At 60.2% G+C, this 23,884-nt stretch carries 36 protein-coding genes; all 36 read right to left on the bottom strand.

Features of this window, described 5'->3' with window-relative positions; translation table 11 throughout:
* Nucleotides 1-30: 30 nt before the first annotated feature.
* The 36 genes from dsbD to recQ all read right to left on the bottom strand — a co-directional run bounded on the left by dsbD (nt 31) and on the right by recQ (nt 23,730).
* The gene (gene dsbD, locus LDZ21_RS01485) at nt 31-1,866 is read right to left on the bottom strand and encodes a protein-disulfide reductase DsbD (RefSeq protein WP_244793889.1); all 1,836 of its coding nucleotides are present in this window, start codon (nt 1,864-1,866) and stop codon (nt 31-33) included.
* Entirely contained in the window at nt 1,859-2,191 is a 333-nt protein-coding gene (gene cutA / locus LDZ21_RS01480; protein WP_244793888.1) for a divalent-cation tolerance protein CutA, read from the bottom strand. The genes dsbD and cutA overlap by 8 nt, the downstream gene beginning before the upstream one ends.
* Nucleotides 2,192-2,338: 147 nt before the next feature.
* Nucleotides 2,339-2,734: a 50S ribosomal protein L17 gene (rplQ, locus tag LDZ21_RS01475; protein WP_008344047.1), complete on the bottom strand. Its 396-nt coding sequence runs from the start codon at nt 2,732-2,734 to the stop codon at nt 2,339-2,341.
* A 145-nt stretch (nt 2,735-2,879) separates the two neighbouring features.
* Complete coding sequence (locus LDZ21_RS01470) at nt 2,880-3,857, bottom strand: DNA-directed RNA polymerase subunit alpha (protein WP_035967625.1); 978 nt, start codon at nt 3,855-3,857, stop codon at nt 2,880-2,882.
* Nucleotides 3,858-3,993: 136 nt separating this feature from the next.
* The gene (rpsD, locus tag LDZ21_RS01465) at nt 3,994-4,617 is read right to left on the bottom strand and encodes a 30S ribosomal protein S4 (RefSeq protein ID WP_244793887.1); all 624 of its coding nucleotides are present in this window, start codon (nt 4,615-4,617) and stop codon (nt 3,994-3,996) included.
* A gap of 146 nt (nt 4,618-4,763) precedes the next feature.
* A complete protein-coding gene (gene rpsK, locus LDZ21_RS01460) occupies nt 4,764-5,168 on the bottom strand; it encodes a 30S ribosomal protein S11 (RefSeq protein WP_006052224.1) in 405 nt (134 codons plus the stop codon).
* Nucleotides 5,169-5,196: 28 nt separating this feature from the next.
* The gene (gene rpsM / locus LDZ21_RS01455) at nt 5,197-5,562 is read right to left on the bottom strand and encodes a 30S ribosomal protein S13 (RefSeq protein WP_008344037.1); all 366 of its coding nucleotides are present in this window, start codon (nt 5,560-5,562) and stop codon (nt 5,197-5,199) included.
* Between the two features lie 41 nt (nt 5,563-5,603).
* Nucleotides 5,604-5,720, bottom strand: coding sequence for a 50S ribosomal protein L36 (rpmJ, locus tag LDZ21_RS01450; RefSeq protein ID WP_004199844.1), 117 nt, complete (start codon nt 5,718-5,720; stop codon nt 5,604-5,606).
* A 20-nt stretch (nt 5,721-5,740) separates the two neighbouring features.
* A complete protein-coding gene (infA, locus tag LDZ21_RS01445) occupies nt 5,741-5,959 on the bottom strand; it encodes a translation initiation factor IF-1 (RefSeq protein WP_004521905.1) in 219 nt (72 codons plus the stop codon).
* Between the two features lie 8 nt (nt 5,960-5,967).
* Nucleotides 5,968-7,314 carry a preprotein translocase subunit SecY gene (gene secY, locus LDZ21_RS01440; RefSeq protein WP_035967617.1) on the bottom strand — a complete coding sequence of 449 codons (1,347 nt, stop codon included), beginning with the start codon at nt 7,312-7,314 and terminating at the stop codon, nt 5,968-5,970.
* A 41-nt stretch (nt 7,315-7,355) separates the two neighbouring features.
* Nucleotides 7,356-7,790 carry a 50S ribosomal protein L15 gene (rplO, locus tag LDZ21_RS01435; RefSeq protein ID WP_035967616.1) on the bottom strand — a complete coding sequence of 145 codons (435 nt, stop codon included), beginning with the start codon at nt 7,788-7,790 and terminating at the stop codon, nt 7,356-7,358.
* Nucleotides 7,791-7,821: 31 nt separating this feature from the next.
* Nucleotides 7,822-8,004: a 50S ribosomal protein L30 gene (rpmD, locus tag LDZ21_RS01430; protein ID WP_035967615.1), complete on the bottom strand. Its 183-nt coding sequence runs from the start codon at nt 8,002-8,004 to the stop codon at nt 7,822-7,824.
* Between the two features lie 14 nt (nt 8,005-8,018).
* Nucleotides 8,019-8,537 carry a 30S ribosomal protein S5 gene (gene rpsE, locus LDZ21_RS01425; RefSeq protein ID WP_244793886.1) on the bottom strand — a complete coding sequence of 173 codons (519 nt, stop codon included), beginning with the start codon at nt 8,535-8,537 and terminating at the stop codon, nt 8,019-8,021.
* A gap of 14 nt (nt 8,538-8,551) precedes the next feature.
* Nucleotides 8,552-8,917 carry a 50S ribosomal protein L18 gene (gene rplR / locus LDZ21_RS01420; RefSeq protein WP_035967614.1) on the bottom strand — a complete coding sequence of 122 codons (366 nt, stop codon included), beginning with the start codon at nt 8,915-8,917 and terminating at the stop codon, nt 8,552-8,554.
* Between the two features lie 12 nt (nt 8,918-8,929).
* Entirely contained in the window at nt 8,930-9,463 is a 534-nt protein-coding gene (gene rplF, locus LDZ21_RS01415; protein WP_035967612.1) for a 50S ribosomal protein L6, read from the bottom strand.
* Between the two features lie 19 nt (nt 9,464-9,482).
* Nucleotides 9,483-9,878: a 30S ribosomal protein S8 gene (rpsH, locus tag LDZ21_RS01410; protein ID WP_035967610.1), complete on the bottom strand. Its 396-nt coding sequence runs from the start codon at nt 9,876-9,878 to the stop codon at nt 9,483-9,485.
* Between the two features lie 14 nt (nt 9,879-9,892).
* Nucleotides 9,893-10,198, bottom strand: a complete 306-nt coding sequence (gene rpsN, locus LDZ21_RS01405; RefSeq protein ID WP_035967609.1) for a 30S ribosomal protein S14 — start codon at nt 10,196-10,198, stop codon at nt 9,893-9,895.
* 7 nt (nt 10,199-10,205) lie between these two features.
* Nucleotides 10,206-10,745 (bottom strand): 50S ribosomal protein L5, encoded by a 540-nt coding sequence (gene rplE, locus LDZ21_RS01400; protein ID WP_014192474.1) that lies wholly within the window; start codon nt 10,743-10,745, stop codon nt 10,206-10,208.
* Nucleotides 10,746-10,759: 14 nt separating this feature from the next.
* On the bottom strand, nt 10,760-11,068 hold the full coding sequence (gene rplX, locus LDZ21_RS01395) for a 50S ribosomal protein L24 (RefSeq protein ID WP_035967607.1): 309 nt from the start codon (nt 11,066-11,068) through the stop codon (nt 10,760-10,762).
* Between the two features lie 9 nt (nt 11,069-11,077).
* Complete coding sequence (gene rplN / locus LDZ21_RS01390) at nt 11,078-11,446, bottom strand: 50S ribosomal protein L14 (RefSeq protein ID WP_006998478.1); 369 nt, start codon at nt 11,444-11,446, stop codon at nt 11,078-11,080.
* A gap of 297 nt (nt 11,447-11,743) precedes the next feature.
* Complete coding sequence (gene rpsQ, locus LDZ21_RS01385) at nt 11,744-12,016, bottom strand: 30S ribosomal protein S17 (RefSeq protein ID WP_035933074.1); 273 nt, start codon at nt 12,014-12,016, stop codon at nt 11,744-11,746.
* Nucleotides 12,013-12,207, bottom strand: coding sequence for a 50S ribosomal protein L29 (gene rpmC / locus LDZ21_RS01380; protein WP_035967606.1), 195 nt, complete (start codon nt 12,205-12,207; stop codon nt 12,013-12,015). The genes rpsQ and rpmC overlap by 4 nt, the downstream gene beginning before the upstream one ends.
* A 10-nt stretch (nt 12,208-12,217) precedes the next feature.
* A complete protein-coding gene (rplP, locus tag LDZ21_RS01375; protein ID WP_035967605.1) occupies nt 12,218-12,634 on the bottom strand; it encodes a 50S ribosomal protein L16 in 417 nt (138 codons plus the stop codon).
* Nucleotides 12,635-12,636: 2 nt separating this feature from the next.
* Complete coding sequence (gene rpsC / locus LDZ21_RS01370; protein ID WP_035967604.1) at nt 12,637-13,437, bottom strand: 30S ribosomal protein S3; 801 nt, start codon at nt 13,435-13,437, stop codon at nt 12,637-12,639.
* An 11-nt stretch (nt 13,438-13,448) separates the two neighbouring features.
* A complete protein-coding gene (gene rplV / locus LDZ21_RS01365; RefSeq protein WP_007730533.1) occupies nt 13,449-13,778 on the bottom strand; it encodes a 50S ribosomal protein L22 in 330 nt (109 codons plus the stop codon).
* A 12-nt stretch (nt 13,779-13,790) separates the two neighbouring features.
* Nucleotides 13,791-14,066, bottom strand: coding sequence for a 30S ribosomal protein S19 (gene rpsS, locus LDZ21_RS01360; protein ID WP_035967602.1), 276 nt, complete (start codon nt 14,064-14,066; stop codon nt 13,791-13,793).
* A gap of 10 nt (nt 14,067-14,076) precedes the next feature.
* Nucleotides 14,077-14,904, bottom strand: a complete 828-nt coding sequence (rplB, locus tag LDZ21_RS01355) for a 50S ribosomal protein L2 (protein WP_035967600.1) — start codon at nt 14,902-14,904, stop codon at nt 14,077-14,079.
* A gap of 2 nt (nt 14,905-14,906) precedes the next feature.
* Entirely contained in the window at nt 14,907-15,221 is a 315-nt protein-coding gene (gene rplW / locus LDZ21_RS01350) for a 50S ribosomal protein L23 (RefSeq protein ID WP_035967599.1), read from the bottom strand.
* Nucleotides 15,218-15,838, bottom strand: a complete 621-nt coding sequence (gene rplD, locus LDZ21_RS01345) for a 50S ribosomal protein L4 (protein ID WP_035967598.1) — start codon at nt 15,836-15,838, stop codon at nt 15,218-15,220. The genes rplW and rplD overlap by 4 nt, the downstream gene beginning before the upstream one ends.
* The gene (gene rplC, locus LDZ21_RS01340) at nt 15,838-16,497 is read right to left on the bottom strand and encodes a 50S ribosomal protein L3 (protein ID WP_035967717.1); all 660 of its coding nucleotides are present in this window, start codon (nt 16,495-16,497) and stop codon (nt 15,838-15,840) included. The genes rplD and rplC overlap by 1 nt, the downstream gene beginning before the upstream one ends.
* A gap of 196 nt (nt 16,498-16,693) precedes the next feature.
* Nucleotides 16,694-17,005, bottom strand: a complete 312-nt coding sequence (rpsJ, locus tag LDZ21_RS01335; RefSeq protein WP_006998489.1) for a 30S ribosomal protein S10 — start codon at nt 17,003-17,005, stop codon at nt 16,694-16,696.
* Nucleotides 17,006-17,143: 138 nt separating this feature from the next.
* Entirely contained in the window at nt 17,144-18,334 is a 1,191-nt protein-coding gene (gene tuf, locus LDZ21_RS01330) for an elongation factor Tu (protein WP_061138394.1), read from the bottom strand.
* A gap of 67 nt (nt 18,335-18,401) precedes the next feature.
* Nucleotides 18,402-20,504, bottom strand: coding sequence for an elongation factor G (gene fusA, locus LDZ21_RS01325; RefSeq protein WP_244793885.1), 2,103 nt, complete (start codon nt 20,502-20,504; stop codon nt 18,402-18,404).
* Nucleotides 20,505-20,633: 129 nt separating this feature from the next.
* On the bottom strand, nt 20,634-21,104 hold the full coding sequence (gene rpsG, locus LDZ21_RS01320; RefSeq protein WP_006053291.1) for a 30S ribosomal protein S7: 471 nt from the start codon (nt 21,102-21,104) through the stop codon (nt 20,634-20,636).
* A gap of 180 nt (nt 21,105-21,284) precedes the next feature.
* The gene (gene rpsL, locus LDZ21_RS01315) at nt 21,285-21,665 is read right to left on the bottom strand and encodes a 30S ribosomal protein S12 (protein ID WP_006053290.1); all 381 of its coding nucleotides are present in this window, start codon (nt 21,663-21,665) and stop codon (nt 21,285-21,287) included.
* A gap of 217 nt (nt 21,666-21,882) precedes the next feature.
* Nucleotides 21,883-23,730, bottom strand: a complete 1,848-nt coding sequence (recQ, locus tag LDZ21_RS01310) for a DNA helicase RecQ (RefSeq protein ID WP_244793884.1) — start codon at nt 23,728-23,730, stop codon at nt 21,883-21,885.
* Between the last annotated feature and the right edge of the window lie 154 nt (nt 23,731-23,884).

The raw sequence follows: 23,884 nt of genomic DNA, 5'->3' as shown, positions 1-23,884 counted from the left end.
AAGGGCGATGCCTCGCGGCATCGCCTTTTTTTATCCATTGGAAGGACCCAGCTTGTCGAGGCTCTTCAGGAACTTGTCGGCCGATTCATAGCCGACGACCCGCGCCACCTCGTTGCCCTTGTCATCGAAGAAAATGATGCCGGGCGGGCCGAACAGCTTGAAGCGCTTGAGGAGGAATTGATCGTCGGCGCTGTTCGCGGTTACGTCCGCGCGCAGCAGATTGAGTTGCGCGAGGCGCGCCTGCACCCGCGCATCCGAGAACGTCAGGCTCTCCATTTCCTTGCAGGACACGCACCAGTCGGCATAGAAGTCGAGCATCGCGGGGCGCGCGGCCGCCTTCACCGCAGAATCCAGTTCCGCCGACGTTCGCACCGGCGCGAAGATCGGCCCCTGGTTCGGCGCACCGTTCGTCGCTGTTCCGCCACTGCGCGACGCCAGCACCGCCAGCGGACGCAGTGGGTCAGTCGAGCCTGCCGCGAGGCCGACAAGCAGCGTCGCCGCCCAGACAGCGAGCGCCGCTCCGACTCCGCGTCCCAGACGCGTCCAGACATTCGTCGGCGTCGCCGCGCCGCGCGCGAAGAAACCAAGCGACGCAGCCGCGATCAGCAGCCACAGCGCGCTCAGCAACATCCGCGCGACATCGCCGGCCACCGGCCAGACGATCCACAAGGCCGCAGCAAGCAGCACGACGCCGAAGAACACTTTCACGCTGTCCATCCAGGCGCCGGCGCGCGGCAGTATCGAACCCGCGCCTAGTCCGATGACGAGCAACGGCACGCCGAGCCCGATGCCCATCGCGAATAGCGCCGCGCCGCCGAGCATCGCATCGCCGGTATGCGCGATGAACGCGAGCACCGCGAACAGCGGCGCCGTCATGCACGCGCCGACGACGAGCGCGGACAACGCACCCATGACGGCGACCGCCGCGAACTTGCCGCCTGTGCGCTTCTGCGACGCCTCGTTCACGCTGCTTTGCCACCGCTCGGGCAAGGCGATATCGACTCCTGAGATGAGCGCGACCGCGAAGCTCGCGAGCAGCACGCCGAACGTGCCCAGCACCCACGGGTTCTGCAGCCAGGCCCCGAGGCTTTGGCCGATCAGCGCCGCCGCCACGCCGAGCACGGTATAGACGAGCGCCATCCCGACCACGTAGCACGCAGAGAGCGCGAACCCACGGGAGCGCGTCACCCGCGCGCCTTCACCGACGATGATCGCCGACAAGATCGGGATCATCGGATAGGAGCACGGCAGCAGACTCAGCACCATCCCGGCGACGAAGTACAACCCGACGACGGCGAAGAATCCCCCGCCTTCGAGCATCGACTGCGCGTAGTCGGCGCTCGTCGCGCGATCGAACCAGGATTGCGATGCATCGGCCGCCGAGCGCGTCGACGGTGACGCGCCCGCGGCCTGAAGCGCCGCGCCCTTCACGCGATAGGTGCGCTCCATCGGCGGATAACAGATGCCCTTTTCAGCGCAACCCTGCGACGTCACAGCGAGCTCGAACGGTCCCTTCGCCTGCGCAACGGGGATGCGAATGACCAGTTCGCCGCGATACGTCTCGACATCCTTGTTGAACGTCCGGTCGAAGTGGACTTTTCCGGCCGGCAGTTGCGCCGCGCCGATGATGGCGTCACCGTTCTTCACCGCGAACGCGAACCGCTCGCGGTACATGTAATAGCCGTCGGCGATCTTGTATCGCACGTCGACTTCGCCCGGCTGCTCGGAGGCGCTGAACTTGAAGGCGACGGCGGGATCGAGGAAGTCGTCGTCTGCGCGCGCCACACCGATGACCGCGCAAAACATCATCAACAGGACGAACGCGCCGAAGACGCGACGCGCGGCGCTACGAGAAAGCTCAAACATGAAGAGGACGCTGCGTTTCTGCATTGACCCATTGACCGTAACCCGGCGACGCATCCGCCTGCCAGACGAGGATTTCGGGCGTTTCATAGGGATGCCGCGCCTCGACGAAGCGCTGCAATTCTTCGCTGCGCGCGACGCTCGTCTTGAGCAGCACCTGCACTTCCTCCGACGATTCCAGCGCGCCCTTCCAGTGGTAGTGCGACTCCACCGCGCCGAGCCTGGTCACGCACGCGGCCAGCCGTGCTTCGAGAACCGCCTGCGCGAGCGCGCCCGCCGATTCGGCGTCGGGCAGTGTCGTCAGCATTAGAACGACAGGAACATTCACCTACGGCTCCATAGAGTTCGGACCACGCCTGATATCGTAGCATTCGCGACTGACCCGCATCGTCATGCACGAACTGACGCCGTCGCCGTCGCCAAAAACAAAAAGGCCAAGCAGAGCTTGGCCTTTTCGCTGAACCACTTACCGAACTTATTCAGCTTCCTGAACTTCTTCGGTTTCTTCGACTTCCGGGCGATCCATCAGTTGGACCAGCGCCATCGGAGCGTTGTCGCCGACACGGAAACCGAACTTCAGAATGCTCAGATAGCCACCCGGACGGTTCGCGTAACGCGGGCCGAGAACGTCGAACAGCTTCGCGACGGAATCACGGTCGCGCAGGCGGTTGAACGCCAGACGGCGGTTTGCCAGGGACGGCTTCTTGCCGAGCGTGATCAGCGGCTCGACGACCTTACGCAGTTCCTTGGCCTTCGGCAGCGTCGTCTTGATGACTTCGTGCTCGATCAGCGAATTCGACATGTTACGGAGCATTGCCAGACGGTGGCTGCTCGTGCGGTTCAGTTTCCGCAAACCATGCTTGTGACGCATTTTCAGTTCCTTTAACGAGTTTTGATCCAGCTCTTCTATTGCGCTTTGCCGGAATACGGCTGCGCACGGGCCGGTCGAAGAAAAAGCAAGACGCGGATTCTAAAGCAAAATCCGCGTCTATGCCAGTTACAGCGTGTCGACGCTCTTACTTGTCGAGACCAGCCGGCGGCCAGTTTTCGAGCTTCATGCCGAGCGTCAGGCCACGCGAGGCCAACACTTCCTTGATCTCGTTCAGCGACTTGCGACCGAGGTTCGGCGTCTTCAGCAGCTCGTTTTCCGTGCGCTGGATCAGATCGCCGATGTAGTAGATGTTCTCGGCCTTCAGGCAGTTCGCGGAACGAACCGTGAGTTCCAGATCGTCCACCGGACGCAGAAGGATCGGATCGATCTGCGGTGCGCGCGACGGCGCTTCCGCTGCGGCTTCCGTGCCTTCCAGTGCTGCGAACACCGACAGTTGATCGACCAGAATGCGGGCCGATTGACGGATCGCTTCTTCCGGCGAAATCACACCGTTGGTTTCGATGTTCATCACGAGCTTGTCGAGGTCCGTACGCTGTTCGACACGCGCGCTTTCCACTGCATAGCTCACGCGGCGCACCGGCGAGAACGACGCATCCAGAACGATGCGGCCAATGATCTTGCCCGACTCTTCGCCATAGCGACGAACGTTGCCAGGCACATACCCACGGCCCTTCTCGATCTTGATTTGAACGTCGAGCTTGCCACCCTTCGACAGGTGAGCAATCACGTGATCCGGATTGATGACCTCGCAATCGTGCGCGAGTTCGATATCGCCGGCCGTGACCACGCCTTCGCCTTCCTTGCGCAGCGTCACCGTGACTTCGTCGCGGTTGTGCAGCTTGAAGACGACGCCCTTCAGGTTCAACAGCAGGTTGACCACATCCTCTTGCACACCATCGAGCGTCGAGTATTCGTGCACGACGCCCGCGATCGTCACTTCGGTCGGCGCGTAGCCCACCATCGACGACAGCAGCACGCGCCGAAGCGCGTTACCCAAGGTGTGGCCATAGCCGCGTTCGAACGGCTCCATAACCACTTTCGCATGGCTCTCGCCAAGCGATTCAACTGCAATGATCTTGGGCTTCAACAAACTGGTTTGCATAGGTTTTCCTTTTCAATACCCTCGGCTCGTTACACCGATAAGGCTGACCGGTAACAACCTGAAAATTAAACAGCCGAGGATGCCGATTTGCCATGAGCAATCAGGCTCCCCGGCTGCTAATCCGATTACCGCGCGATTAACGCGAATACAATTCGACGATCAGGCTTTCGTTGATGTCGCCAGCGATATCGCTGCGTTCCGGCATCGACTTGAACGTTCCTTCGAACTTCTTCGCGTCGACCGACACCCAGCTCGCCATTCCGCCTTGCTCGGCCAGCGACAGCGCCTCGACGATACGAGCCTGCTTGCGCGACTGCTCGCGAACGGCGACGACGTCGCCCGACTTGACTTGCATCGACGGGATGTTCACGACTTGACCGTTCACCATGATCGACTTGTGGCTGACGAGCTGACGCGCTTCAGCGCGCGTCGAGCCGAAGCCCATGCGATACACGACGTTGTCGAGACGCGACTCGAGCAATTGCAGCAGGTTTTCGCCCGTCGGGCCCTTGCGGCGGTCGGCTTCGGCGAAGTAGCGGCGGAACTGACGCTCCAGCACACCGTAGATACGCTTCACCTTTTGCTTTTCGCGCAATTGGGTGCCGTAGTCGGACGTACGTGCGCCCGAGGTGCGGCCGTGTTGGCCGGGCTTGCTGTCAAGCTTGCACTTGTCGGCGAGCGAGCGGCGTGCGCTCTTCAGGAACAGATCGGTGCCTTCACGGCGGGACAGCTTGGCTTTAGGACCGGTATAGCGTGCCACGTTGAATCCTTAAAAATTAATCACGCGAACTCTCGTTCGCGCTAGTCCGAACCCTTTGGGCCGAACGGTGGGCTTAGTCAAATTCATCACGCACGAAACCCGCCGATACTTACGCATCAGCAGGAACATGCGCTCGCGTCGTCGCCTTAGATGCGGCGACGCTTCGGCGGACGGCAACCGTTGTGCGGGACCGGCGTCACGTCGGAGATCGCGGTGATCTTGATGCCAAGACCATGCAACGCGCGCACCGCCGATTCACGGCCAGGGCCAGGGCCCTTGATCCGCACTTCGAGGTTCTTCACGCCGTATTCCATTGCCACGCGGCCAGCCGATTCGGCTGCGACCTGAGCTGCAAACGGCGTCGACTTACGCGAGCCCTTGAAACCCTGACCACCGGAGGTCGCCCATGCCAGCGCGTTACCTTGACGGTCCGTGATCGTGATGATGGTGTTGTTGAACGACGCGTGAACGTGAACCACGCCCTCGGCGACGTTCTTCTTGACCTTCTTGCGAACGCGTTGCGCCGCGGAGTTGTTCGAAGCCTTAGCCATTACGTTTTCCTGTAACTGTCAGTTCCGCTTACTTCTTCAGCGATTGCGCTGCACGACGCGGACCCTTGCGAGTACGGGCGTTGGTGCGCGTACGCTGGCCACGCAGGGGCAGGCCCTTGCGATGACGCATGCCGCGGTAGCAACCCAAGTCCATCAGGCGCTTGATGTTCATCGTCACTTCACGGCGCAGATCGCCTTCGACGATGAACTTGCCCACTTCGTCACGCAGCTTTTCGAGGTCTGCGTCGGTGAGGTCCTTGACCTTCTTCGAAAATTCCACACCAGCAGCGGTGCAAATGCCGCGCGAACGCGTGCGTCCGATGCCGAAGATTGCCGTCAGGCCGATCTCGGTATGCTGGTGATTCGGGATGTTAACCCCTGCGATACGAGCCATTGTTTTTCCTCAAACAAAAAGCGCAAGCAAAAGCGCGGCGTTCAGCCTTGACGCTGTTTGTGGCGCGGATCAGAGCTGCAAATCACGCGCACAACGCCCTTGCGCTTGATGATCTTGCAATTGCGGCAAATGCGCTTAACCGATGCCATCACTTTCATGATATTACCCTTTTTTCAAATCACTTCGCCCGGAACACGATCCGTGCACGAGACAGATCGTAAGGCGTCAATTCAACCGTAACCTTGTCGCCTGGCAGGATGCGGATGTAGTGCATCCGCATCTTTCCAGAAATGTGTCCCAGGACGACATGGCCATTTTCCAATTTCACCCGGAAAGTAGCGTTGGGGAGGTTTTCTATGACCTCGCCCTGCATCTGGATTACATCGTCTTTGGCCATAGTCCTAATTAACGCATCGGGACGTTGCCGCCCTTGAAGTTTGCCTTCTTGAGCAGCGATTCGTATTGTTGCGACATGACGTACGACTGCACCTGAGCCATGAAGTCCATTGTGACGACGACAATGATCAGCAGCGACGTTCCACCAAAATAAAACGGCACGTTCCAGCGCAACACCAAAAACTCAGGCAACAGACAGACGAACACAATGTAGATCGCACCAGCCAGCGTCAGACGCGTGAGGATGCGGTCGATATACCGTGCAGTCTGATCGCCCGGACGGATACCCGGAACGAATGCACCGCTCTTCTTCAAGTTGTCGGCGGTCTCTCGGCTGTTGAACACCAGTGCGGTGTAGAAGAAGCAGAAGAAAACAATCGCCAACGCATACAGCAGCACGTACACGGGTTGACCAGGCTTGATGGCCTCGGCCACGCTATGCAACGTGTTTGCGACCCAACCGGTACGCGTACCCGAACTGAACCAGTTCAGGATGGTTGCCGGGAAAAGGATGATCGACGACGCGAAGATCGGCGGAATCACACCCGACATGTTCAGCTTCAGCGGCAGATGAGACGACTGTCCGCCGTAAATCTTGTTACCGACCTGGCGCTTCGCATAGTTCACGAGGATCTTGCGCTGACCGCGTTCGATGAACACGACCAGATACGTGACCGCCGCAATCAGCACGACGATGATGATCGCCGAGATGATGCTCATCGAACCGGTGCGGACAAGCTCGAAGAGCCCGCCGATCGCGTTCGGGAAGCCCGCCGCGATGCCACCGAAGATGATGATCGAGATACCGTTGCCGAGACCGCGCTCCGTGATCTGCTCACCCAGCCACATCAGGAACATCGTGCCCGTTACGAGCGTCACGACCGTGGTCAACCGGAACACCATGCCGGGGTCCAGCACCAGAGCAGGCTGATTTTCCAGCGCTACCGCGATACCAAACGCCTGAAAGGTCGCGAGCACCACGGTGAAGATACGCGTGTACTGCGTAACCTTCCGTTGCCCCGCCTGCCCTTCCTTCTTCAATGCCTCCATTTGCGGCGAAACGATCGACAGCAACTGCATGATGATCGAAGCCGAAATGTAGGGCATGATGCCCAGCGCAAAGATCGTGAATCGTGACAGTGCGCCACCCGAGAACATGTTGAACATGCCAAGGATGCCGCCCGACTGGCTTTGGAACAGCTTGGCCAGTTGATCCGGATCGATGCCGGGGACCGGAATGTGCGCACCAATGCGGTAGACGACCAGCGCCAGCAGCAGGAACACTGCACGCCGACGCAGATCGCCAAATTTCGCCGCGCTTCGACCGGGTTTTGCGAGACTCGGGCTGTTAGCCAAGAACCTTCTCCGATGCTAGTGCTAGTAACGGCGAAAGCGCGTTACTCGGCGAACGAGCCGCCAGCGGCTTCGATTGCCTCACGGGCGCCCTTCGTTGCCGTCAGACCCTTCACCGTGACCTTGCGGGTGATCTCGCCGGTCTTGATGATCTTCACGCTCTTGATGAGCTCGCCGACCAGACCCGCTTGCTTCAGCGCCAACAGATCGATTTCGTCGACCGGCAGCTTCTCCAGATCAGAGAGGCGCACTTCACCGACGAATTCCTTCGTCAGCGACGTGAAGCCACGCTTCGGCAGGCGACGCTGCAGCGGCATCTGACCGCCTTCGAAGCCGACCTTGTGGAAGCCGCCCGAACGCGATTTCTGACCCTTGTGGCCGCGGCCTGCGGTCTTGCCGAGGCCCGAACCGATGCCGCGACCGACGCGACGCTTAGCGTGCTTCGAGCCTTCCGCCGGCTTCAGGTTATTCAATTCCATGTTCAACTCCTTGGATCCGTGGGTCGGGCGCTTAGCCGATGACCTTAACGAGGTACGCGACCTTGTTGATCATCCCGCGCACAGCCGGCGTGTCCTGCAGCTCGCTAACCGAGTTGAGGCGGCGCAGGCCGAGGCCACGCACCGTCGCGCGGTGCGTTTCGCGAGTCCCGATCAGGCTCTTGACGAGCTGAACCTTGACAGTTTTCTCAGACATGATGACCTCGAGGCTTAGCCCAAAATATCTTCGACGGACTTGCCGCGCTTCGCCGCGATGTCGCCCGGCGTCGACTGCTTGCGCAGACCGTCGAGCGTTGCACGAACGAGGTTATACGGATTCGTCGAGCCGTGGCTCTTTGCCACCACGTTCTGCACGCCCATCACGTCGAACACTGCGCGCATCGGACCGCCGGCGATCACGCCAGTACCATCCTTCGCCGGAGCGAGGAGGACTGCGGAAGCGCCATGCTTGCCGTGCACTTCGTGTTGCAACGTACCGTTCTTGAGCGGCACCTTGAACATGTTGCGGCGGGCTTGTTCCATTGCCTTCTGAACGGCGACCGGAACTTCCTTCGCCTTGCCCTTGCCCATGCCGACGCGGCCATCGCCGTCGCCAACCACGGTCAGTGCGGCGAAACCGAGAATCCGGCCACCCTTCACGACCTTGGTCACGCGGTTGACCGAAATCATCTTTTCGCGCAGGCCGTCGTCGCGTTCGTCAGCCTGAACTTTCGCTTGCATCTTTGCCATGACGAATTCTTCCCTTAGAACTTGAGCCCGGCTTCGCGCGCCGCGTCAGCCAGCGCTTTCACGCGGCCGTGGTAGCGGAAACCCGAGCGGTCAAAGGCGACGGATTCGATGCCGGCAGCCTTGGCCTTCTCGGCAATACGCTTGCCGATCAGGGTTGCAGCGTTGATGTTGCCGCCCTTGCCCGACTTGTCGGCCAGCTCAGCACGCACTTCGGCTTCGAGCGTCGATGCGCTTGCCAGCACCTTCGTGCCGCATGCCGAGAACACTTGCGCGTAGATGTGCGTATTCGTGCGATGCACGGCGAGACGCGCGACCTGCAGCTCAGCGATCTTGATACGCGTCTGACGAGCGCGGCGCAGGCGAGATTGAGTCTTATCCATGATTGCGCACCCTTACTTCTTCTTCGTTTCTTTGAGGATCACGACCTCGTCGGAATAGCGCACGCCTTTGCCCTTGTAAGGCTCCGGCGGACGATAGCCGCGCACTTCTGCTGCGACTTGTCCGACTTTCTGCTTGTCGATCCCCTTGATCACGATTTCGGTCTGCGACGGGGTTTCAGCCTTGACGCCTTCCGGCATCTGGTGCACCACCGGGTGCGAGAAACCCAGCGACAGGTTCAGCTTGTCGCCTTGCGCTTGCGCACGATAACCAACGCCAACCAGCGTCAGCTTGCGCTCGAAACCCTTGGTGACGCCTGACACCATGTTCGCCACCAGGGCGCGCATCGTGCCGGACATCGCGTTTGCTTCACGGCTTTCGTTAGCCGGCGCGAAGTTCAGCGTGCCGTTTTCGTTCGCCACGTTCACGAGCGGATTGGCCGCTTGCGAGATCGTGCCGAGCGGACCCTTCACGGTGATGACGTCGCCATTGACGGCCACTTCCGCGCCTTGCGGCAGCGCGATCGGGCTTTTACCTACTCGAGACATGTTTCCTCTCCCTTCGGCGTTAAGCGACGTAGCAGATGACTTCGCCGCCGACGCCGTTCTGGCGCGCCTTGCGGTCGGTCATCACACCCTTCGGCGTCGATACGATTGCAACGCCGAGGCCATTCATGACCTGCGGGATGTCGTTGCGACCGCGGTACACACGCAGACCAGGCTTCGAGACGCGCTCGAGGCGCTCGATAACCGGACGGCCAGCGTAGTACTTCAACGCGATATTCAATTCCGTCTTCGCACCTTCAGCCTTCACTGCGAAGTCGTCGATATAACCTTCGTCCTTCAAAACCTGCGCAATCGCAACCTTGACTTTCGACGAGGGCATAGTCACCGAAACTTTCTCGACCATCTGCGCATTGCGGATGCGAGTCAGCATATCGGCGATAGGATCACTCATGCTCATTTATGTTTCTCCTATTACCAGCTCGCCTTGGTGAGGCCAGGGATTTCGCCGCGGAACGCGATTTCACGAATCTTGTTACGCGCGAGTCCGAACTTGCGGAACGTGCCACGCGGACGGCCCGTGATCGCGCAGCGGTTACGCTTGCGAGTCGGGTTCGAGTTACGCGGCAGTTGTTGCAGCGACAGGCGGGCGAGGTAACGCTCTTCGTCCGACTTGCTTGCGTCGTCGATCACAGCCTTCAGTTCAGCACGCTTCGGAGCGTACTTAGCAGCCAGGCGCGCACGCTTCTTTTCACGTTCGATCAGTGCCAGTTTAGCCACGGTAACCTCAGTTTCTGAACGGGAACTTGAAGCCGGCGAGCAATGCCTTTGCTTCTTCGTCGGTCTTCGCAGTCGTCGTGATGCTGATGTTCAGCCCACGCAGCGCGTCGATCTTGTCGTAGTCGATTTCGGGGAAAATGATCTGCTCTTTCACACCGATGTTGTAGTTACCACGGCCGTCGAACGCCTTGCCCGACACGCCACGGAAGTCGCGCACACGGGGGAGCGCAACCGTCACGAAACGGTCCAGGAATTCGTACATGGCATTGCCACGCAGGGTAACCATCGTGCCAATCGGGTAGCCTTCGCGGATCTTGAAACCAGCGATTGCCTTACGCGACTTGGTGATAACCGGCTTCTGGCCGGCGATCTTCGTGAGGTCGCCAACGGCGTGCTCAAGGACCTTCTTGTCAGCGACGGCTTCGCCAAGACCCATGTTCAGGGTGATCTTGGTGAGGCGCGGCACTTCCATGACCGACTTGTAACCGAACTTTTCAACCAGTTGCGGCACAACCTTTTCTTTATAAATCTCTTGCAGACGAGCCATTTTTTAACTCCGCGTCAGGCGTTCAACGTGGCGCCGGTCGACTTCAAGAAGCGAACCTTCTTGCCGTCTTCGACCTTGATGCCAACGCGTGATGCCTTGCCGTTCGCGTCGACCAATGCGACGTTCGAAATATGCAGCGGCATCGTTTTGGCTTCCACGCCGCCCGTCGTACCCTTCATCGGGTTCGGCTTCACGTGCTTCTTGACGAGGTTGATGCCCTCGACCGTCACACGGTCTTCCGCAACGACCAGCACGGTGCCGCGCTTGCCCTTGTCCTTGCCGGTGATGACGATGACTTCGTCACCTTTGCGAATCTTGTTCATCGCGACTCCTTACAGCACTTCCGGCGCGAGCGAAACGATCTTCATGAATCGTTCGCTACGCAGTTCACGCGTGACCGGCCCGAAGATACGCGTGCCGATCGGCTCGAGCTTCGTATTCAAAAGAACGGCGGCATTGCCGTCGAACTTGATCAGCGAGCCATCCTGGCGGCGCACGCCCTTGGCCGTGCGAACGACCACGGCGTTATAAATTTCGCCCTTCTTCACGCGTCCGCGCGGCGTCGCTTCCTTGACGGTCACCTTGATGATGTCGCCAATGCTAGCGTAACGACGCTTCGAGCCGCCGAGCACCTTGATGCACATGACTTCACGTGCACCCGTGTTGTCGGCCACTTCAAGCCGAGTTTCGGTCTGGATCATGGTTTATCTTTCCCAACTTAATCCGGTCGCACCACCATGGCACATCCGGTCAGTCTTGGTCCCGTCAGCCAATCGGCTGCTTGGGTTAGAACAGGCAGCGAGGGCAGACGAAACCCGCCATCGCAATCCGGTGAATCTGTCGATACAGGCTGGCGCCTGAACCGGCTTCCCCCACCAGTTTCGCCCGCGACGGGGCTCCCACAAAGAGGGAAGACCGAGATTATAACAAACAATCTCGGTCTTGCAAGCGAAACTTACTGCGACACTAACGACTTACTGCGTCGCCGTACTTCTACTTCAGATCACGCGAGCCGCTTCGAGCAACTTCGACACAACCCAGGCTTTCGTCTTCGAGATCGGACGGGTTTCCTGGATTTCGACGAGGTCGCCTTCGTTGTACGTGTTCGCGTCATCATGCGCGTGATACTTCTTCGAGCGCACGACGTACTTGCCGTAGATCGGATGCTTCACGCGGTGCTCGACCAGCACGGTAACCGTCTTGTCCATCTTGTTGCTGACGACCTTGCCGACCAGCGTCCGCTTGAGCGAGGTTTTTACGCTATCGTTCATTTCTGGTTCGCCTTTTCAGTCAGGACAGTCCGCACACGTGCGATGTCGCGACGAACCTTCTTCAGCTGGCTCGTGTTAGTGAGCTGCTGGGTCGCGAGTTGCATGCGCAGGCCGAATTGCGCCTTCAGCAGGTCCGACAGCTCTTGGTTGAGCGCGGCCTGGTCCTTCTGGTGAAGTTCAGATGCCTTCATCGTTTACTCCTTAGGCGCCGAGCTGGCGAATCACGAAGTTCGTCTTGAGCGGCAGCTTGGCTGCAGCCAGACGGAACGCTTCGCGCGCCAGTTCTTCGGAGACACCGTCCATTTCGTACAGCATCTTGCCCGGTTGAATTTCCGCGACGTAGTACTCAGGGTTACCCTTACCGTTACCCATACGCACTTCGGCCGGCTTTTGCGAAATCGGCTTGTCCGGGAAAATGCGGATCCAGATCCGGCCGCCACGCTTGATGTGACGCGTCATGGCACGACGCGCCGCTTCGATCTGACGCGCGGTCAAACGGCCGCGACCGATAGCCTTCAGACCGTACTCACCGAACGACACCGCGTTGCCGCGCGTCGCCTTGCCGGTGTTACGACCCTTCTGCTCTTTGCGATACTTTCTGCGTTTCGGTTGCAGCATCGTTATTCTCCACTCTTCGCGTCACCGCCGGCGCCACCACGACGGGGACCGCCGCGGCGTGCACCAGCCGGCGCACCTTCACCGTCACGGCGCGGACGGCGATCGCCACCCGGACGTGCGTTGCGACGCGGACGCTTCTCTTCCGCGACTTCTTCCACCACCGGCGCTTCGTTACGGCCGAGGGTGTCGCCCTTGTAGACCCACACCTTCACGCCGATGATGCCGTACGTGGTCTTCGCTTCCGACGTCGCGTAGTCGATATCGGCGCGCAGCGTATGGAGGGGCACGCGGCCTTCGCGATACCACTCGGTACGTGCAATTTCGATACCGTTCAGACGGCCCGCGCTCATGATCTTGATGCCTTGGGCGCCAAGACGCATCGCGTTTTGCATCGCACGCTTCATCGCGCGGCGGAACATGATCCGGCGCTCGAGCTGCTGCGTGATGGAATCGGCGATCAGCTGAGCATCGGTTTCCGGCTTGCGGATTTCTTCGATGTTGACGTGAACCGGAACGCCCATGCGCTTTTGCAGCTCGGCCTTCAGCAGTTCGATGTCTTCGCCCTTCTTGCCGATCACGACACCCGGACGCGAGCTGAAAATCGTGATGCGTGCGTTCTTTGCAGGACGCTCGATCACCACGCGGCCGACGGACGCGTTCTTCAGCTTCTTCTTCAGGTATTCACGAACACCGATGTCTTCCTGCAACATCGCCGCGAAATTGTTGTTGTTCGCGTACCAGCGCGACGCCCAATTGCGGCTGACGGCCAAACGGAAGCCAGTCGGATGAATTTTCTGTCCCATCGTATGGCTCCTTAATTCCCGACCGTCACAGTGATGTGACAGGATTGCTTCTCGATGCGGTTACCACGACCCTTTGCGCGCGCGGTAAAACGCTTCAGCGAAGCGGCCTTGTCGACGTAGATGCTCGTGATCTTGAGCTCGTCGATGTCGGCGCCTTCGTTGTGTTCCGCATTCGCGATCGCAGACAGCACGACCTTCTTGACGATACCCGCCGCCTTCTTCGGCGAGAACGTCAGGACGTTCAGCGCCTTGTCGACCGGCAAACCACGAATCTGGTCAGCCACAAGGCGCGTTTTCTGCGCCGAGATGCGGGCACCGCGATGAATTGCTTTCACTTCCATCTTGATAGCCCCTTATTTCTTGGCCTTCTTGTCGGCCGCGTGACCCTTGAACGTACGGGTCAGTGCGAACTCGCCAAGCTTGTGGCCGACCATGTTTTCCGTCACATACACCGGAACATGCTGACGGCCGTTGTGAACGGCGATCGTCAGACCGATGAAGTCCGGCAGAATCGTCGAACGACGCGACCAGGTCTTGATTGGTTTCTTGTCACGCGTAGATGCGGCCGACTCAACTTTCTTCAGCAAATGAGCGTCGCAGAACGGACCTTTTTTAGCAGAACGTGTCATTGCCTACTCCTTAACGCTTGTGACGGCGCTGGACGATCATCGTCGTCGTGCGCTTGTTGCTGCGGGTGCGATAACCCTTCGTCGGCGTGCCCCACGGGCTCACCGGATCGCGACCTGCTGCCGTCTTACCTTCACCACCGCCGTGCGGGTGATCGACCGGGTTCATTGCAACGCCGCGCACCGTCGGGCGGATACCGCGCCAGCGGTTCGCGCCTGCCTTACCGATTTGACGGAGGCTGTGCTCTTCGTTGCCAACTTCACCAATCGTCGCGCGGCACTCGACGTGCACGCGGCGAATTTCGCCCGAACGCAGACGGACCTGCGCGTAGACGCCTTCGCGAGCCAGCAGCATGGCCGACGTACCGGCCGAACGTGCGATCTGCGCGCCCTTGCCCGGCAACATTTCGATGCAGTGGATCGTCGTACCGACCGGGATATTGCGGATCGGCAGGGTGTTACCCGCGCGAATCGGCGCTTCCGAGCCCGACATCAGCTGCGTGCCAACCGTCACGCCCTTCGGCGCGATGATGTAGCGGCGCTCGCCGTCTGCGTACAGAACCAGCGCGATGTTCGCGCTACGGTTCGGGTCGTACTCGAGACGCTCGACCTTCGCCGCGATGCCGTCCTTGTTGCGACGGAAATCGACGATACGATAGTGTTGCTTGTGACCACCGCCCTGGTGACGCGTGGTGATGCGGCCGTTGTTGTTACGGCCCGCCGACTTGGATTGCGAGTCGAGCAGCGCTGCGTGCGGCTTGCCCTTATGCAGATCCTTGTTGACGATCTTGACCATCGCGCGGCGACCCGGCGAGGTCGGCTTAACTTTCACGATTGCCATGGTTACTTGGCCTCCGCTTCAAAGTTGATTTCCTGGCCGGGCTTCAGGCAGACGTATGCCTTCTTCACGTCCTTGCGCTTGCCGTTGAAACGGCCGAAGCGCTTGGCTTTGCCTTTCGTGACGAGCACGTTGACGGAATTGACTTCGACCTTGAACAGCAGCTCGACAGCAGCCTTGACTTCCTGCTTCGTGGCGTCCGGCGCGACTTCGAACACGACTTGTTCGTTCTTGTCGGCAACCAGCGTCGCCTTTTCGGAGATCACCGGCGCGAGCAGAACTTGCATCAAACGATGATCGTTTTTGCGAACTTCGCTCATGACAGCAACTCCTCGATCTGAGCGACCGCAGCCTTCGTGATCAGAATCTTCTTGAAGTAGATCAGCGAGAGCGGGTCGGCGTAACGCGGCTCGACAACCGCCACGTGGGCCAGGTTGCGCGACGCGAGGTACAGGTTTTCGTCAACCGTATCGGTAATGACCAACACGGAGTCGAGACCCATCGCCTTGAATTTTTCGGCCAACAGCTTGGTCTTCGGCGCTTCGAGCGCGAGATCCTCGACCACCGAGATGCGGCCTTCGCGAGCCAACTGCGAGAAGATCGAGCAGAGGCCTGCGCGATGCATCTTCTTGTTGACCTTGTGCGAGAAGTTTTCTTCCGGCGAGTTCGGGAAAATGCGACCACCGCCACGCCACAGCGGGCTCGACGACATACCGGCACGAGCGCGGCCCGTACCCTTCTGACGCCACGGCTTCTTGGTGGTGTGCTTGACCTGCTCACGGTCCTTCTGAGCGCGGTTGCCGCTGCGTGCGTTGGCTTGATAAGCCACCACGACCTGGTGAATCAGGGCTTCGTTGTAATCGCGACCGAACACGACGTCCGATGCGGTCACGCCAGCGCCTTCCTGACCATTGGCATTCAGGAGCTTAAGTTCCATTATTTCGCTCCTTTCACAGCACGCGTCTTGACAGCCGGGGTCACGAAGACCTTGCCGCCCTTCGCACCCGGAACAGCACCGCGAACGAGCAGCAGATTGCGCTCAGCGTCGATGCGGGCGATTTCGAGATTTTGCACCGTGACGGTTTCGTCACCGAGGTGACCCGTCATGCGCTTGCCGGGGAACACACGACCCGGATCCTGTGCCATACCGATCGAACCCGGAACGTTGTGCGAACGCGAGTTACCGTGCGTTGCGCGGCCCGAGGCGAAGTTGTAGCGCTTGATGGTACCGGCGTAGCCCTTACCGATCGACGTGCCTTGCACGTCAACCTTCTGGCCGACTTCGAAAATGTCCGTACCGACAACGGCGCCGTTCGACAGTTCACCTGCCTTGGCTGCGTCGATATGGAATTCCTTGAGAATTTCACCGGCTTGAACACCGGCTTTGGCGAGATGACCCGCCAGCGGCTTCGTCACGCGCGATGCGCGGCGAGTACCGAATGCAACCTGAACGGCGGCATAGCCATCCGTTTCAACGGTCTTGATCTGCGTCACGCGGTTGTCCGACACGTCCAGCACGGTGACGGGGATCGAATCCCCTTCAGGCGTGAAGATACGGGTCATGCCAACCTTGCGACCTACGAGTCCAAGGCTCATCGTTTTCTCCATTCCCGACTGCGATTGGTCGGGGCTGATTACAAAATGCCCGCCGCGCTTACGAACTTGCGCCCGAAACCCGACAGACTTTTTTGCGCAAATGCGCGAAAAGCCTTGGAGTATAACAAGGCTTTTCGTTTTCTGCAAGCAATCAAAGACTTAGCTCCGTCCGGCATGCCGGCGGAGCTTTGTAGGCTTACTGCAGCTTGATTTCGACGTCCACACCGGCCGGCAGATCGAGCTTCATCAGCGCGTCGACCGTCTTGTCGGTCGGATCGACGATGTCCATCAGGCGCTGGTGCGTACGGATTTCGAGCTGGTCGCGCGACGTCTTGTTGACGTGCGGCGAACGCAGGATGTCAAAACGCTGAATACGCGTCGGCAGCGGCACCGGGCCACGGACGATCGCGCCAGTCCGCTTCGCCGTATCGACGATCTCGGCTGCCGATTGATCGATCAGGCGATAGTCGAAAGCCTTCAGACGAATGCGGATTTTCTGGTTCTGCATGACAATTCCTTAAAAAGAGCGAGGCGGTGTTGCGCCGCCGATTTGGCAAAAGAGCGAGGGACCGGATATTCGCTGAGGGCGAACACCCGGCCCCGGTCACATTACTTCTGTACTACGACTTCGAGTAAGACCGAGATTTTACTCGATAATCTTAGCAACGACACCTGCGCCGACGGTACGGCCGCCTTCACGGATAGCGAAGCGCAGACCTTCTTCCATGGCGATCGGGGCGATCAGCTTGACCGTGATCGACACGTTGTCGCCCGGCATCACCATTTCCTTGTCCTTCGGCAGCTCGATCGAGCCCGTCACGTCCGTCGTACGGAAGTAGAACTGCGGACGGTAGTTGTTGAAGAACGGCGTGTGGCGGCCGCCTTCGTCCTTGCTCAGCACGTACACTTCAGCGGTGAAGTGCGTGTGCGGCGTGATCGAACCCGGCTTGGCCAGCACCTGGCCACGCTCGACGTCTTCACGCTTCGTGCCGCGCAGCAGGATACCGACGTTGTCGCCCGCCTGACCTTGGTCGAGCAGCTTGCGGAACATTTCCACGCCCGTGCAAGTGGTCTTGACCGTCGGCTTGATACCGACGATTTCGATTTCCTCGCCGACCTTCACCACGCCGCGCTCGACGCGACCCGTCACCACCGTGCCGCGACCCGAGATCGAGAACACGTCTTCCACCGGCATCAGGAACGAACCGTCAACTGCACGTTCCGGCGTCGGGATGTACGTGTCCAGCGCGTCGGCCAGGTTCATGATCGCCACTTCGCCCAGCTCGCCCGTGTCGCCTTCCAGCGCCAGCTTGGCCGAACCCTTGATGATCGGCGTGTCGTCGCCCGGGAAGTCGTACTTCGACAGAAGCTCGCGCACTTCCATTTCGACCAGCTCGAGCAGCTCGGCGTCGTCGACCATGTCGCACTTGTTCAGGAACACGATGATGTACGGCACACCGACCTGACGCGCCAGCAGGATGTGCTCACGCGTTTGCGGCATCGGGCCGTCGGCGGCCGAGCACACCAGGATTGCGCCGTCCATCTGCGCCGCGCCCGTGATCATGTTCTTCACGTAGTCGGCGTGGCCCGGGCAGTCGACGTGTGCGTAGTGGCGGTTAGCCGTTTCGTACTCGACGTGCGCGGTGTTGATGGTGATACCACGTGCCTTTTCTTCCGGCGCTGCATCGATCTGGTCGTATGCCTTTGCTTCGCCGCCGAACTTCTTGGTCAGCACCGTCGTGATCGCTGCCGTCAGCGTGGTCTTGCCGTGGTCAACGTGACCGATCGTGCCCACGTTCACGTGCGGCTTGGTCCGCTCGAATTTACCTTTTGCCATGATTACCTTCGTTCAAAGATTGTTTATCGGTTAGAGCTTGTGGCTTGCGCCGAATGACTCTGGGGTATTACTTACCCTTGGCGTTGATGATCGCGTCGGCGACGTTACGCGGAGCTTCAGCATAGTGCTTGAATTCCATCGTGTACGTTGCACGGCCTTGCGTCAGCGAACGCAGCGAGGTCGAATAGCCGAACATTTCGGACAGCGGCACTTCGGCGCGCACGATCTTGCCGCCGCCAACCATGTCTTCCATGCCCTGGACGATACCGCGACGGCCGGACAAATCGCCCATCACGTTGCCCATGTAGTCTTCCGGCGTTTCGACTTCCACGGCCATCATCGGTTCGAGGATGACCGGGCTTGCCTTGCGCATTGCTTCCTTGAAGGCCATCGAGCCGGCCATGCGGAACGCGTTTTCGTTCGAGTCGACGTCGTGGTACGAACCGAACGTCAGGTGAACCTTCACGTCCACAACCGGGAAGCCAGCCAGCACGCCCGACTTCAGCGTTTCCTGGATACCCTTGTCCACGGCCGGGATGTATTCGCGCGGGATCACGCCGCCCTTGATCTCGTCCAGGAACTCGTAGCCCTTGCCCTGCTCGTTCGGCTCCAGCGTGATGACCGCGTGACCGTACTGGCCGCGACCACCCGACTGCTTGACGAACTTGCCGTCGACATCGGCGGCCGTCGTGCGAATGGTTTCGCGGTACGCAACCTGCGGCTTGCCGACGGTTGCTTCCACGTTGAATTCGCGCTTCATACGGTCGACCAGAATTTCGAGGTGGAGCTCGCCCATGCCCGAAATGATGGTCTGGCCCGATTCTTCGTCCGTTTGAACGCGGAACGACGGGTCTTCCTGCGCGAGACGGTTCAGCGCCAGGCCCATCTTTTCCTGGTCAGCCTTCGTCTTCGGCTCGACTGCCTGCGAAATCACCGGTTCCGGGAAAATCATGCGTTCCAGAACGATCGGGCTTGCCGGGTCGCACAGCGTATCGCCGGTCGTCGCTTCCTTCAGGCCGACGGCCGCGGCGATGTCGCCTGCGCGCACTTCCTTGATTTCTTCACGCTGATTCGCGTGCATCTGCAGAATACGGCCCAGACGTTCCTTCTTGTCCTTGGTCGCGTTCAGGATGGTATCGCCCGAATTCACGACACCCGAGTACACGCGGAAGAAGATCAATTGACCAACGAACGGGTCGGTCATGATCTTGAACGCCAGCGCCGAGAACTTCTCGTCGTCGGCTGCGCGACGCTCGCCCCGCTCGCCGCTTTCCAGTTCGCCCGTGACCGGGGGAATGTCGATCGGCGACGGCAGGAAGTCGATGACCGCGTCGAGCATGCGCTGCACGCCCTTGTTCTTGAACGCGGTGCCGCACAGCATCGGCTGAATTTCGCACGCGATGGTCCGGTCGCGGATCGCCTTGACGATTTCCGCTTCGCTCAGCTCTTCGCCGCCGAGGTACTTTTCCATCAGCTCTTCGCTGGCTTCAGCAGCGGACTCGATCATCTTCTCGCGCCACTCGTTGCACGAGTCAACGAGTTCAGCCGGGATGTCGACGTAGTCGAACTTCGTGCCTTGCGACGCTTCGTCCCAAATGATCGCTTTCATCTTCAGCAGATCGACGACGCCCTTGAAGCTCTCTTCCGAGCCGATCGGCACCACGACGGGAACCGGGTTCGCCTTCAGGCGGGTCTTCAGCTGGTCGTAGACCTTGAAGAAGTTCGCGCCGGTACGGTCCATCTTGTTGACGAACGCGAGACGGGGAACCTTGTACTTGTTCGCCTGACGCCACACGGTTTCCGACTGCGGCTGCACGCCGCCCACTGCGCAGTAGACCATGCACGCGCCGTCGAGGACGCGCATCGAGCGCTCCACTTCGATCGTGAAGTCGACGTGCCCCGGGGTGTCGATGATGTTGATGCGGTGCTCGGGATAGTTGCCGCCCATGCCCTTCCAGAAGGCCGTGGTAGCAGCCGACGTGATGGTGATGCCGCGCTCCTGCTCCTGCTCCATCCAGTCCATCGTTGCTGCGCCGTCGTGAACTTCGCCGATCTTGTGGTTCACGCCCGTGTAGAACAGGATGCGCTCGGTCGTCGTCGTCTTGCCGGCGTCGATGTGAGCGCTAATACCGATGTTGCGGTAGCGCTCGATAGGTGTCTTGCGAGCCACTTTGGATCCTTTATTCGGTCGACGCGCCGGATCATTGCTTATGAACCGGCAGCGCCCTAACACAAACGGGCGAGGCGCCTGAAACAGCGCACCCGCCCTGATTTTTCCGTTTGCTCTACGAGCGGGAGCTTAGAAACGGAAATGCGAGAATGCCTTGTTGGCCTCGGCCATGCGGTGAACTTCGTCGCGCTTCTTCATCGCGCCGCCGCGGCCTTCAGCCGCTTCGGAGAGCTCACCTGCCAGGCGCAGGGCCATCGACTTTTCGCTGCGCTTCTTCGCGGCTTCACGCAACCAACGCATCGCCAATGCCATACGACGCGAGGGACGCACTTCGACCGGAACTTGATAGTTCGCACCACCAACGCGGCGGCTCTTCACTTCGACCACCGGCTTCACGTTGTTGAGCGCGACCGTGAACACTTCCAGCGGGTCCTTGCCACCCTTGGTCTGGATCTGTTCAAAAGCGCCGTACACGATACGCTCGGCAACCGACTTCTTGCCGGAGAGCATCAGCACGTTCATGAACTTGGCTACATCTACGTTGCCGAACTTCGGATCCGGCAACACTTCCCGCTTGGGGACTTCGCGACGACGCGGCATGATTCTTCCTTTACTTTTTTCAGTTGGAGCGTTGTTCGCTCCGCGGCCACCAACTAACCCGATCCATCTCTCGACTAAACCAGCTTGGCCGGGTGACCACTTACTCGATAGCACCGGCACTTCCGGCACCACCGCCTTTACCGCCTTGCGGCGACCTCATACGACTGCAACAGCTGGCTATTACTTGCCAGCCTTGGCACGCTTCGCACCGTACTTCGAGCGAGCTTGCTTACGATCCTTGACGCCCTGGGTATCCAGCGAGCCGCGAACCATGTGGTAACGCACACCCGGCAAGTCCTTCACACGGCCGCCGCGAATCAGCACGACCGAGTGTTCCTGCAGGTTGTGGCCTTCACCGCCGATGTACGAAATGACTTCGAAGCCATTCGTGAGGCGAACTTTTGCAACTTTACGAAGTGCCGAGTTCGGCTTCTTCGGCGTCGTCGTGTACACGCGGGTGCACACGCCGCGACGCTGCGGGCAGTCCTGCAGGGCCGGCGACTTGCTCTTCGTCGTTTCCGACGTGCGGCCTTTGCGAACCAGTTGATTGATGGTTGGCATTGTCTAATCCTAAAAATGAACAAAATCGGCGCGATTCCGAACGGGCAAAGCGTGAAGAACCGCGCGTCTGACCTTCTCGTGGATGGATTCGCCTGGACTGACCGGCTTTAGGCCGCGTCCGAAACTTCCCCAAGAACGAGAACCTAGCATGATATTCTGAAAATCCCAATGCGGTCAACACGTTGCGTGAATTAATGCGCAACGCGCCGCGAGAACGTCAATCCGCGCCGACCACGTCGAGCAGTTCGTCGCCGAAACGCTCCAGTTTTCGCACGCCGATGCCGGGGATATGCCGCAGGTCGTCGATGGTGTCAGGATCACTGCGGGCGATTTCGGCGAGCGTCGCGTCGTGAAAGATGACGTAGGCCGGCACGCCGTCGCTCTTCGCGGTTTCCGAGCGCCAGGTCCGCAAGCGTTCCCAGCGCGCCTTCTCGCGCGCGGACATGCCCGCCGTCGGATCGGCGCGTTCGCCGGTGCGCCCCGACGATTGCCGGTTGCGCACCGGCTTCACGTACTTGCGCAGCGTGACGCGTTCCTCGCCCTTGAGCACCGGCTTGCTCGCGTCGGTGAGAACGAGCGCGCCGAAGCCGTCGTGATCGACGGCGAGATAGCCGAACGCGACGAGCTGCCGGAACACCGCGCGCCATTCCTGCTCGGACAGCGCCGCGCCGACGCCGAAAGTCGAAATCTTCTCGTGGCCACGTTGCAGCACTTTTTCGCTACGCGTCCCGCGCAGGATGTCAATCAGATGCCCCGCGCCGAAATGGAAGCCGCTCGCCTTGTGTGCGCGATAGACACACGACAGCGCCATCTGCGCTTCGCGCGTGGCATCGAAGGATGCGGGCGGCTCCAGACATGTGTCGCAGTTTCCGCATGGCGTGCTCGTCTCGCCGAAGTACGCGAGCAGGCGCACGCGCCGGCACGTCGCGGCTTCGCAGAGGCCCAAAAGCGCATCGAGCTTGCCGCCCTGGACACGCTTGTGGGCGTCGTCTGCATCGGACTCGTCGATCATCCTGCGTTGCTGCACGACGTCGCCCAGACCGTAGGCCATCCATGCGTTCGCGGGCATTCCGTCGCGGCCCGCCCGGCCGGTTTCCTGATAGTAGCCCTCGACGCTCTTTGGCAAGTCCAGATGCGCGACGAAGCGCACGTCCGGTTTGTCGATGCCCATGCCGAACGCAATCGTCGCGCACATGACGATGCCTTCCTCGCGCTGAAACATCTCCTGATGCTTCTGCCGCGTTTCGAACTCCATGCCCGCGTGATACGGCAGCGCGCGGAGGCCCTGCCCTTTGAGCCATTCGGCGGTCTCTTCTACTTTCCGGCGCGAGAGGCAATAGACCACGCCCGCGTCGGTCGTGCCGTCGCCGTTCGCGTGCTCCGCGCGAATGAAATCGAGCAGCTGCGAGCGCGCGTTGTCCTTCTCGACGATCCGATAACGAATATTCGGCCGATCGAAGCTGGACACGAAAATGCGTGCATCGTCGAGCGCCAGCCGATGCACGATTTCGTCGCGCGTGATCGCGTCGGCGGTCGCCGTCAGCGCGATGCGCGGGACGTTCGGAAACCGCTCATGCAGCACGGAGAGCTGAATGTACTCGGGCCGGAAATCGTGGCCCCACTGCGAGACGCAGTGCGCCTCGTCGATGGCGAACAGGCCGACCGGCGAACTGTCGAGCAGATCGAGGAAGCGCGGAGTCATCAGGCGCTCGGGCGCCACGTAGAGCAAGTCGATCGACCCATTGCGCAGCGCGCGCTCGGTGGCGGCGGCTTCAGCGCCCGATAGCGTCGAATTGAGATATGCGGCGCGCACGCCGACTTCGGTGAGCGCCGCGACCTGATCCTGCATCAGCGCGATCAGCGGCGACACGACGATTCCCGCGCCGAGACCCGCTTCCTTCCGCACCAGCGACGGAATCTGATAGCACAACGATTTGCCGCCGCCCGTCGGCATCAGCACGAGCGAATCGCCGCCGTTGGCAACGTGCTCGACGATCTCCGCCTGCTGTCCGCGAAACGCCGGATAGCCGAAAACTTCATTGAGGATCTGGAGCGAACGGGTCATAGCGGAGGCGCGAACTGCGGCAACGGGGAATATCGGATTTTATCAACGCACGCTCGAATGCCACGCGGTCATCGTGACGTTGGCTGTTCGGACGAGGTGCGTTACGAAAACGCGAGGTGAAAAAAAAACCGCCCGGCGCGTACCGGGCGGTTTG

It is taken from the genome of Caballeronia grimmiae, from assembly GCF_022879615.1.
Taxonomy (GTDB): Bacteria; Pseudomonadota; Gammaproteobacteria; order Burkholderiales; family Burkholderiaceae; genus Caballeronia; species Caballeronia grimmiae.
Note: the sequence above shows the minus strand (reverse complement) of the source record. Positions and strands in the feature narration are given on the sequence as shown.

Coding starts and splice junctions, on each gene's coding strand:
- infA (WP_004521905.1), bottom strand. CDS start 5,959: ATGGCCAAAGACGATGTAATCCAGATGCAGGGCGAGGTCATAGAAAAC.
- rplC (WP_035967717.1), bottom strand. CDS start 16,497: ATGAGCCTTGGACTCGTAGGTCGCAAGGTTGGCATGACCCGTATCTTC.
- rpsJ (WP_006998489.1), bottom strand. CDS start 17,005: ATGCAGAACCAGAAAATCCGCATTCGTCTGAAGGCTTTCGACTATCGC.
- rplO (WP_035967616.1), bottom strand. CDS start 7,790: ATGGAATTGAATAACCTGAAGCCGGCGGAAGGCTCGAAGCACGCTAAG.
- rpsS (WP_035967602.1), bottom strand. CDS start 14,066: ATGACACGTTCTGCTAAAAAAGGTCCGTTCTGCGACGCTCATTTGCTG.
- rplF (WP_035967612.1), bottom strand. CDS start 9,463: ATGTCTCGAGTAGGTAAAAGCCCGATCGCGCTGCCGCAAGGCGCGGAA.
- rpsE (WP_244793886.1), bottom strand. CDS start 8,537: ATGGCAAAGATGCAAGCGAAAGTTCAGGCTGACGAACGCGACGACGGC.
- rplX (WP_035967607.1), bottom strand. CDS start 11,068: ATGAACAAGATTCGCAAAGGTGACGAAGTCATCGTCATCACCGGCAAG.
- rpsG (WP_006053291.1), bottom strand. CDS start 21,104: ATGCCGCGTCGTCGCGAAGTCCCCAAGCGGGAAGTGTTGCCGGATCCG.
- rplB (WP_035967600.1), bottom strand. CDS start 14,904: ATGGCAATCGTGAAAGTTAAGCCGACCTCGCCGGGTCGCCGCGCGATG.
- rplD (WP_035967598.1), bottom strand. CDS start 15,838: ATGGAACTTAAGCTCCTGAATGCCAATGGTCAGGAAGGCGCTGGCGTG.
- rplN (WP_006998478.1), bottom strand. CDS start 11,446: ATGATCCAGACCGAAACTCGGCTTGAAGTGGCCGACAACACGGGTGCA.
- rpsQ (WP_035933074.1), bottom strand. CDS start 12,016: ATGAACGATAGCGTAAAAACCTCGCTCAAGCGGACGCTGGTCGGCAAG.
- rpsH (WP_035967610.1), bottom strand. CDS start 9,878: ATGAGCATGAGTGATCCTATCGCCGATATGCTGACTCGCATCCGCAAT.
- rplW (WP_035967599.1), bottom strand. CDS start 15,221: ATGAGCGAAGTTCGCAAAAACGATCATCGTTTGATGCAAGTTCTGCTC.
- rpsL (WP_006053290.1), bottom strand. CDS start 21,665: ATGCCAACCATCAATCAACTGGTTCGCAAAGGCCGCACGTCGGAAACG.
- rpmC (WP_035967606.1), bottom strand. CDS start 12,207: ATGAAGGCATCTGAACTTCACCAGAAGGACCAGGCCGCGCTCAACCAA.
- rpsM (WP_008344037.1), bottom strand. CDS start 5,562: ATGGCTCGTATCGCAGGGGTTAACATCCCGAATCACCAGCATACCGAG.
- rpsC (WP_035967604.1), bottom strand. CDS start 13,437: ATGGGACAGAAAATTCATCCGACTGGCTTCCGTTTGGCCGTCAGCCGC.
- rplV (WP_007730533.1), bottom strand. CDS start 13,778: ATGGAAGTGAAAGCAATTCATCGCGGTGCCCGCATCTCGGCGCAGAAA.
- rplE (WP_014192474.1), bottom strand. CDS start 10,745: ATGGCTCGTCTGCAAGAGATTTATAAAGAAAAGGTTGTGCCGCAACTG.
- rpmD (WP_035967615.1), bottom strand. CDS start 8,004: ATGTCTGAGAAAACTGTCAAGGTTCAGCTCGTCAAGAGCCTGATCGGG.
- rplP (WP_035967605.1), bottom strand. CDS start 12,634: ATGCTGCAACCGAAACGCAGAAAGTATCGCAAAGAGCAGAAGGGTCGT.
- rpmJ (WP_004199844.1), bottom strand. CDS start 5,720: ATGAAAGTGATGGCATCGGTTAAGCGCATTTGCCGCAATTGCAAGATC.
- rplQ (WP_008344047.1), bottom strand. CDS start 2,734: ATGCGTCACAAGCATGGTTTGCGGAAACTGAACCGCACGAGCAGCCAC.
- rplR (WP_035967614.1), bottom strand. CDS start 8,917: ATGGATAAGACTCAATCTCGCCTGCGCCGCGCTCGTCAGACGCGTATC.
- rpsK (WP_006052224.1), bottom strand. CDS start 5,168: ATGGCTAAGGCTTCGAACAACTCCGCGGCGCAACGCGTTCGCAAGAAG.
- dsbD (WP_244793889.1), bottom strand. CDS start 1,866: ATGTTTGAGCTTTCTCGTAGCGCCGCGCGTCGCGTCTTCGGCGCGTTC.
- LDZ21_RS01470 (WP_035967625.1), bottom strand. CDS start 3,857: ATGCAAACCAGTTTGTTGAAGCCCAAGATCATTGCAGTTGAATCGCTT.
- tuf (WP_061138394.1), bottom strand. CDS start 18,334: ATGGCAAAAGGTAAATTCGAGCGGACCAAGCCGCACGTGAACGTGGGC.
- recQ (WP_244793884.1), bottom strand. CDS start 23,730: ATGACCCGTTCGCTCCAGATCCTCAATGAAGTTTTCGGCTATCCGGCG.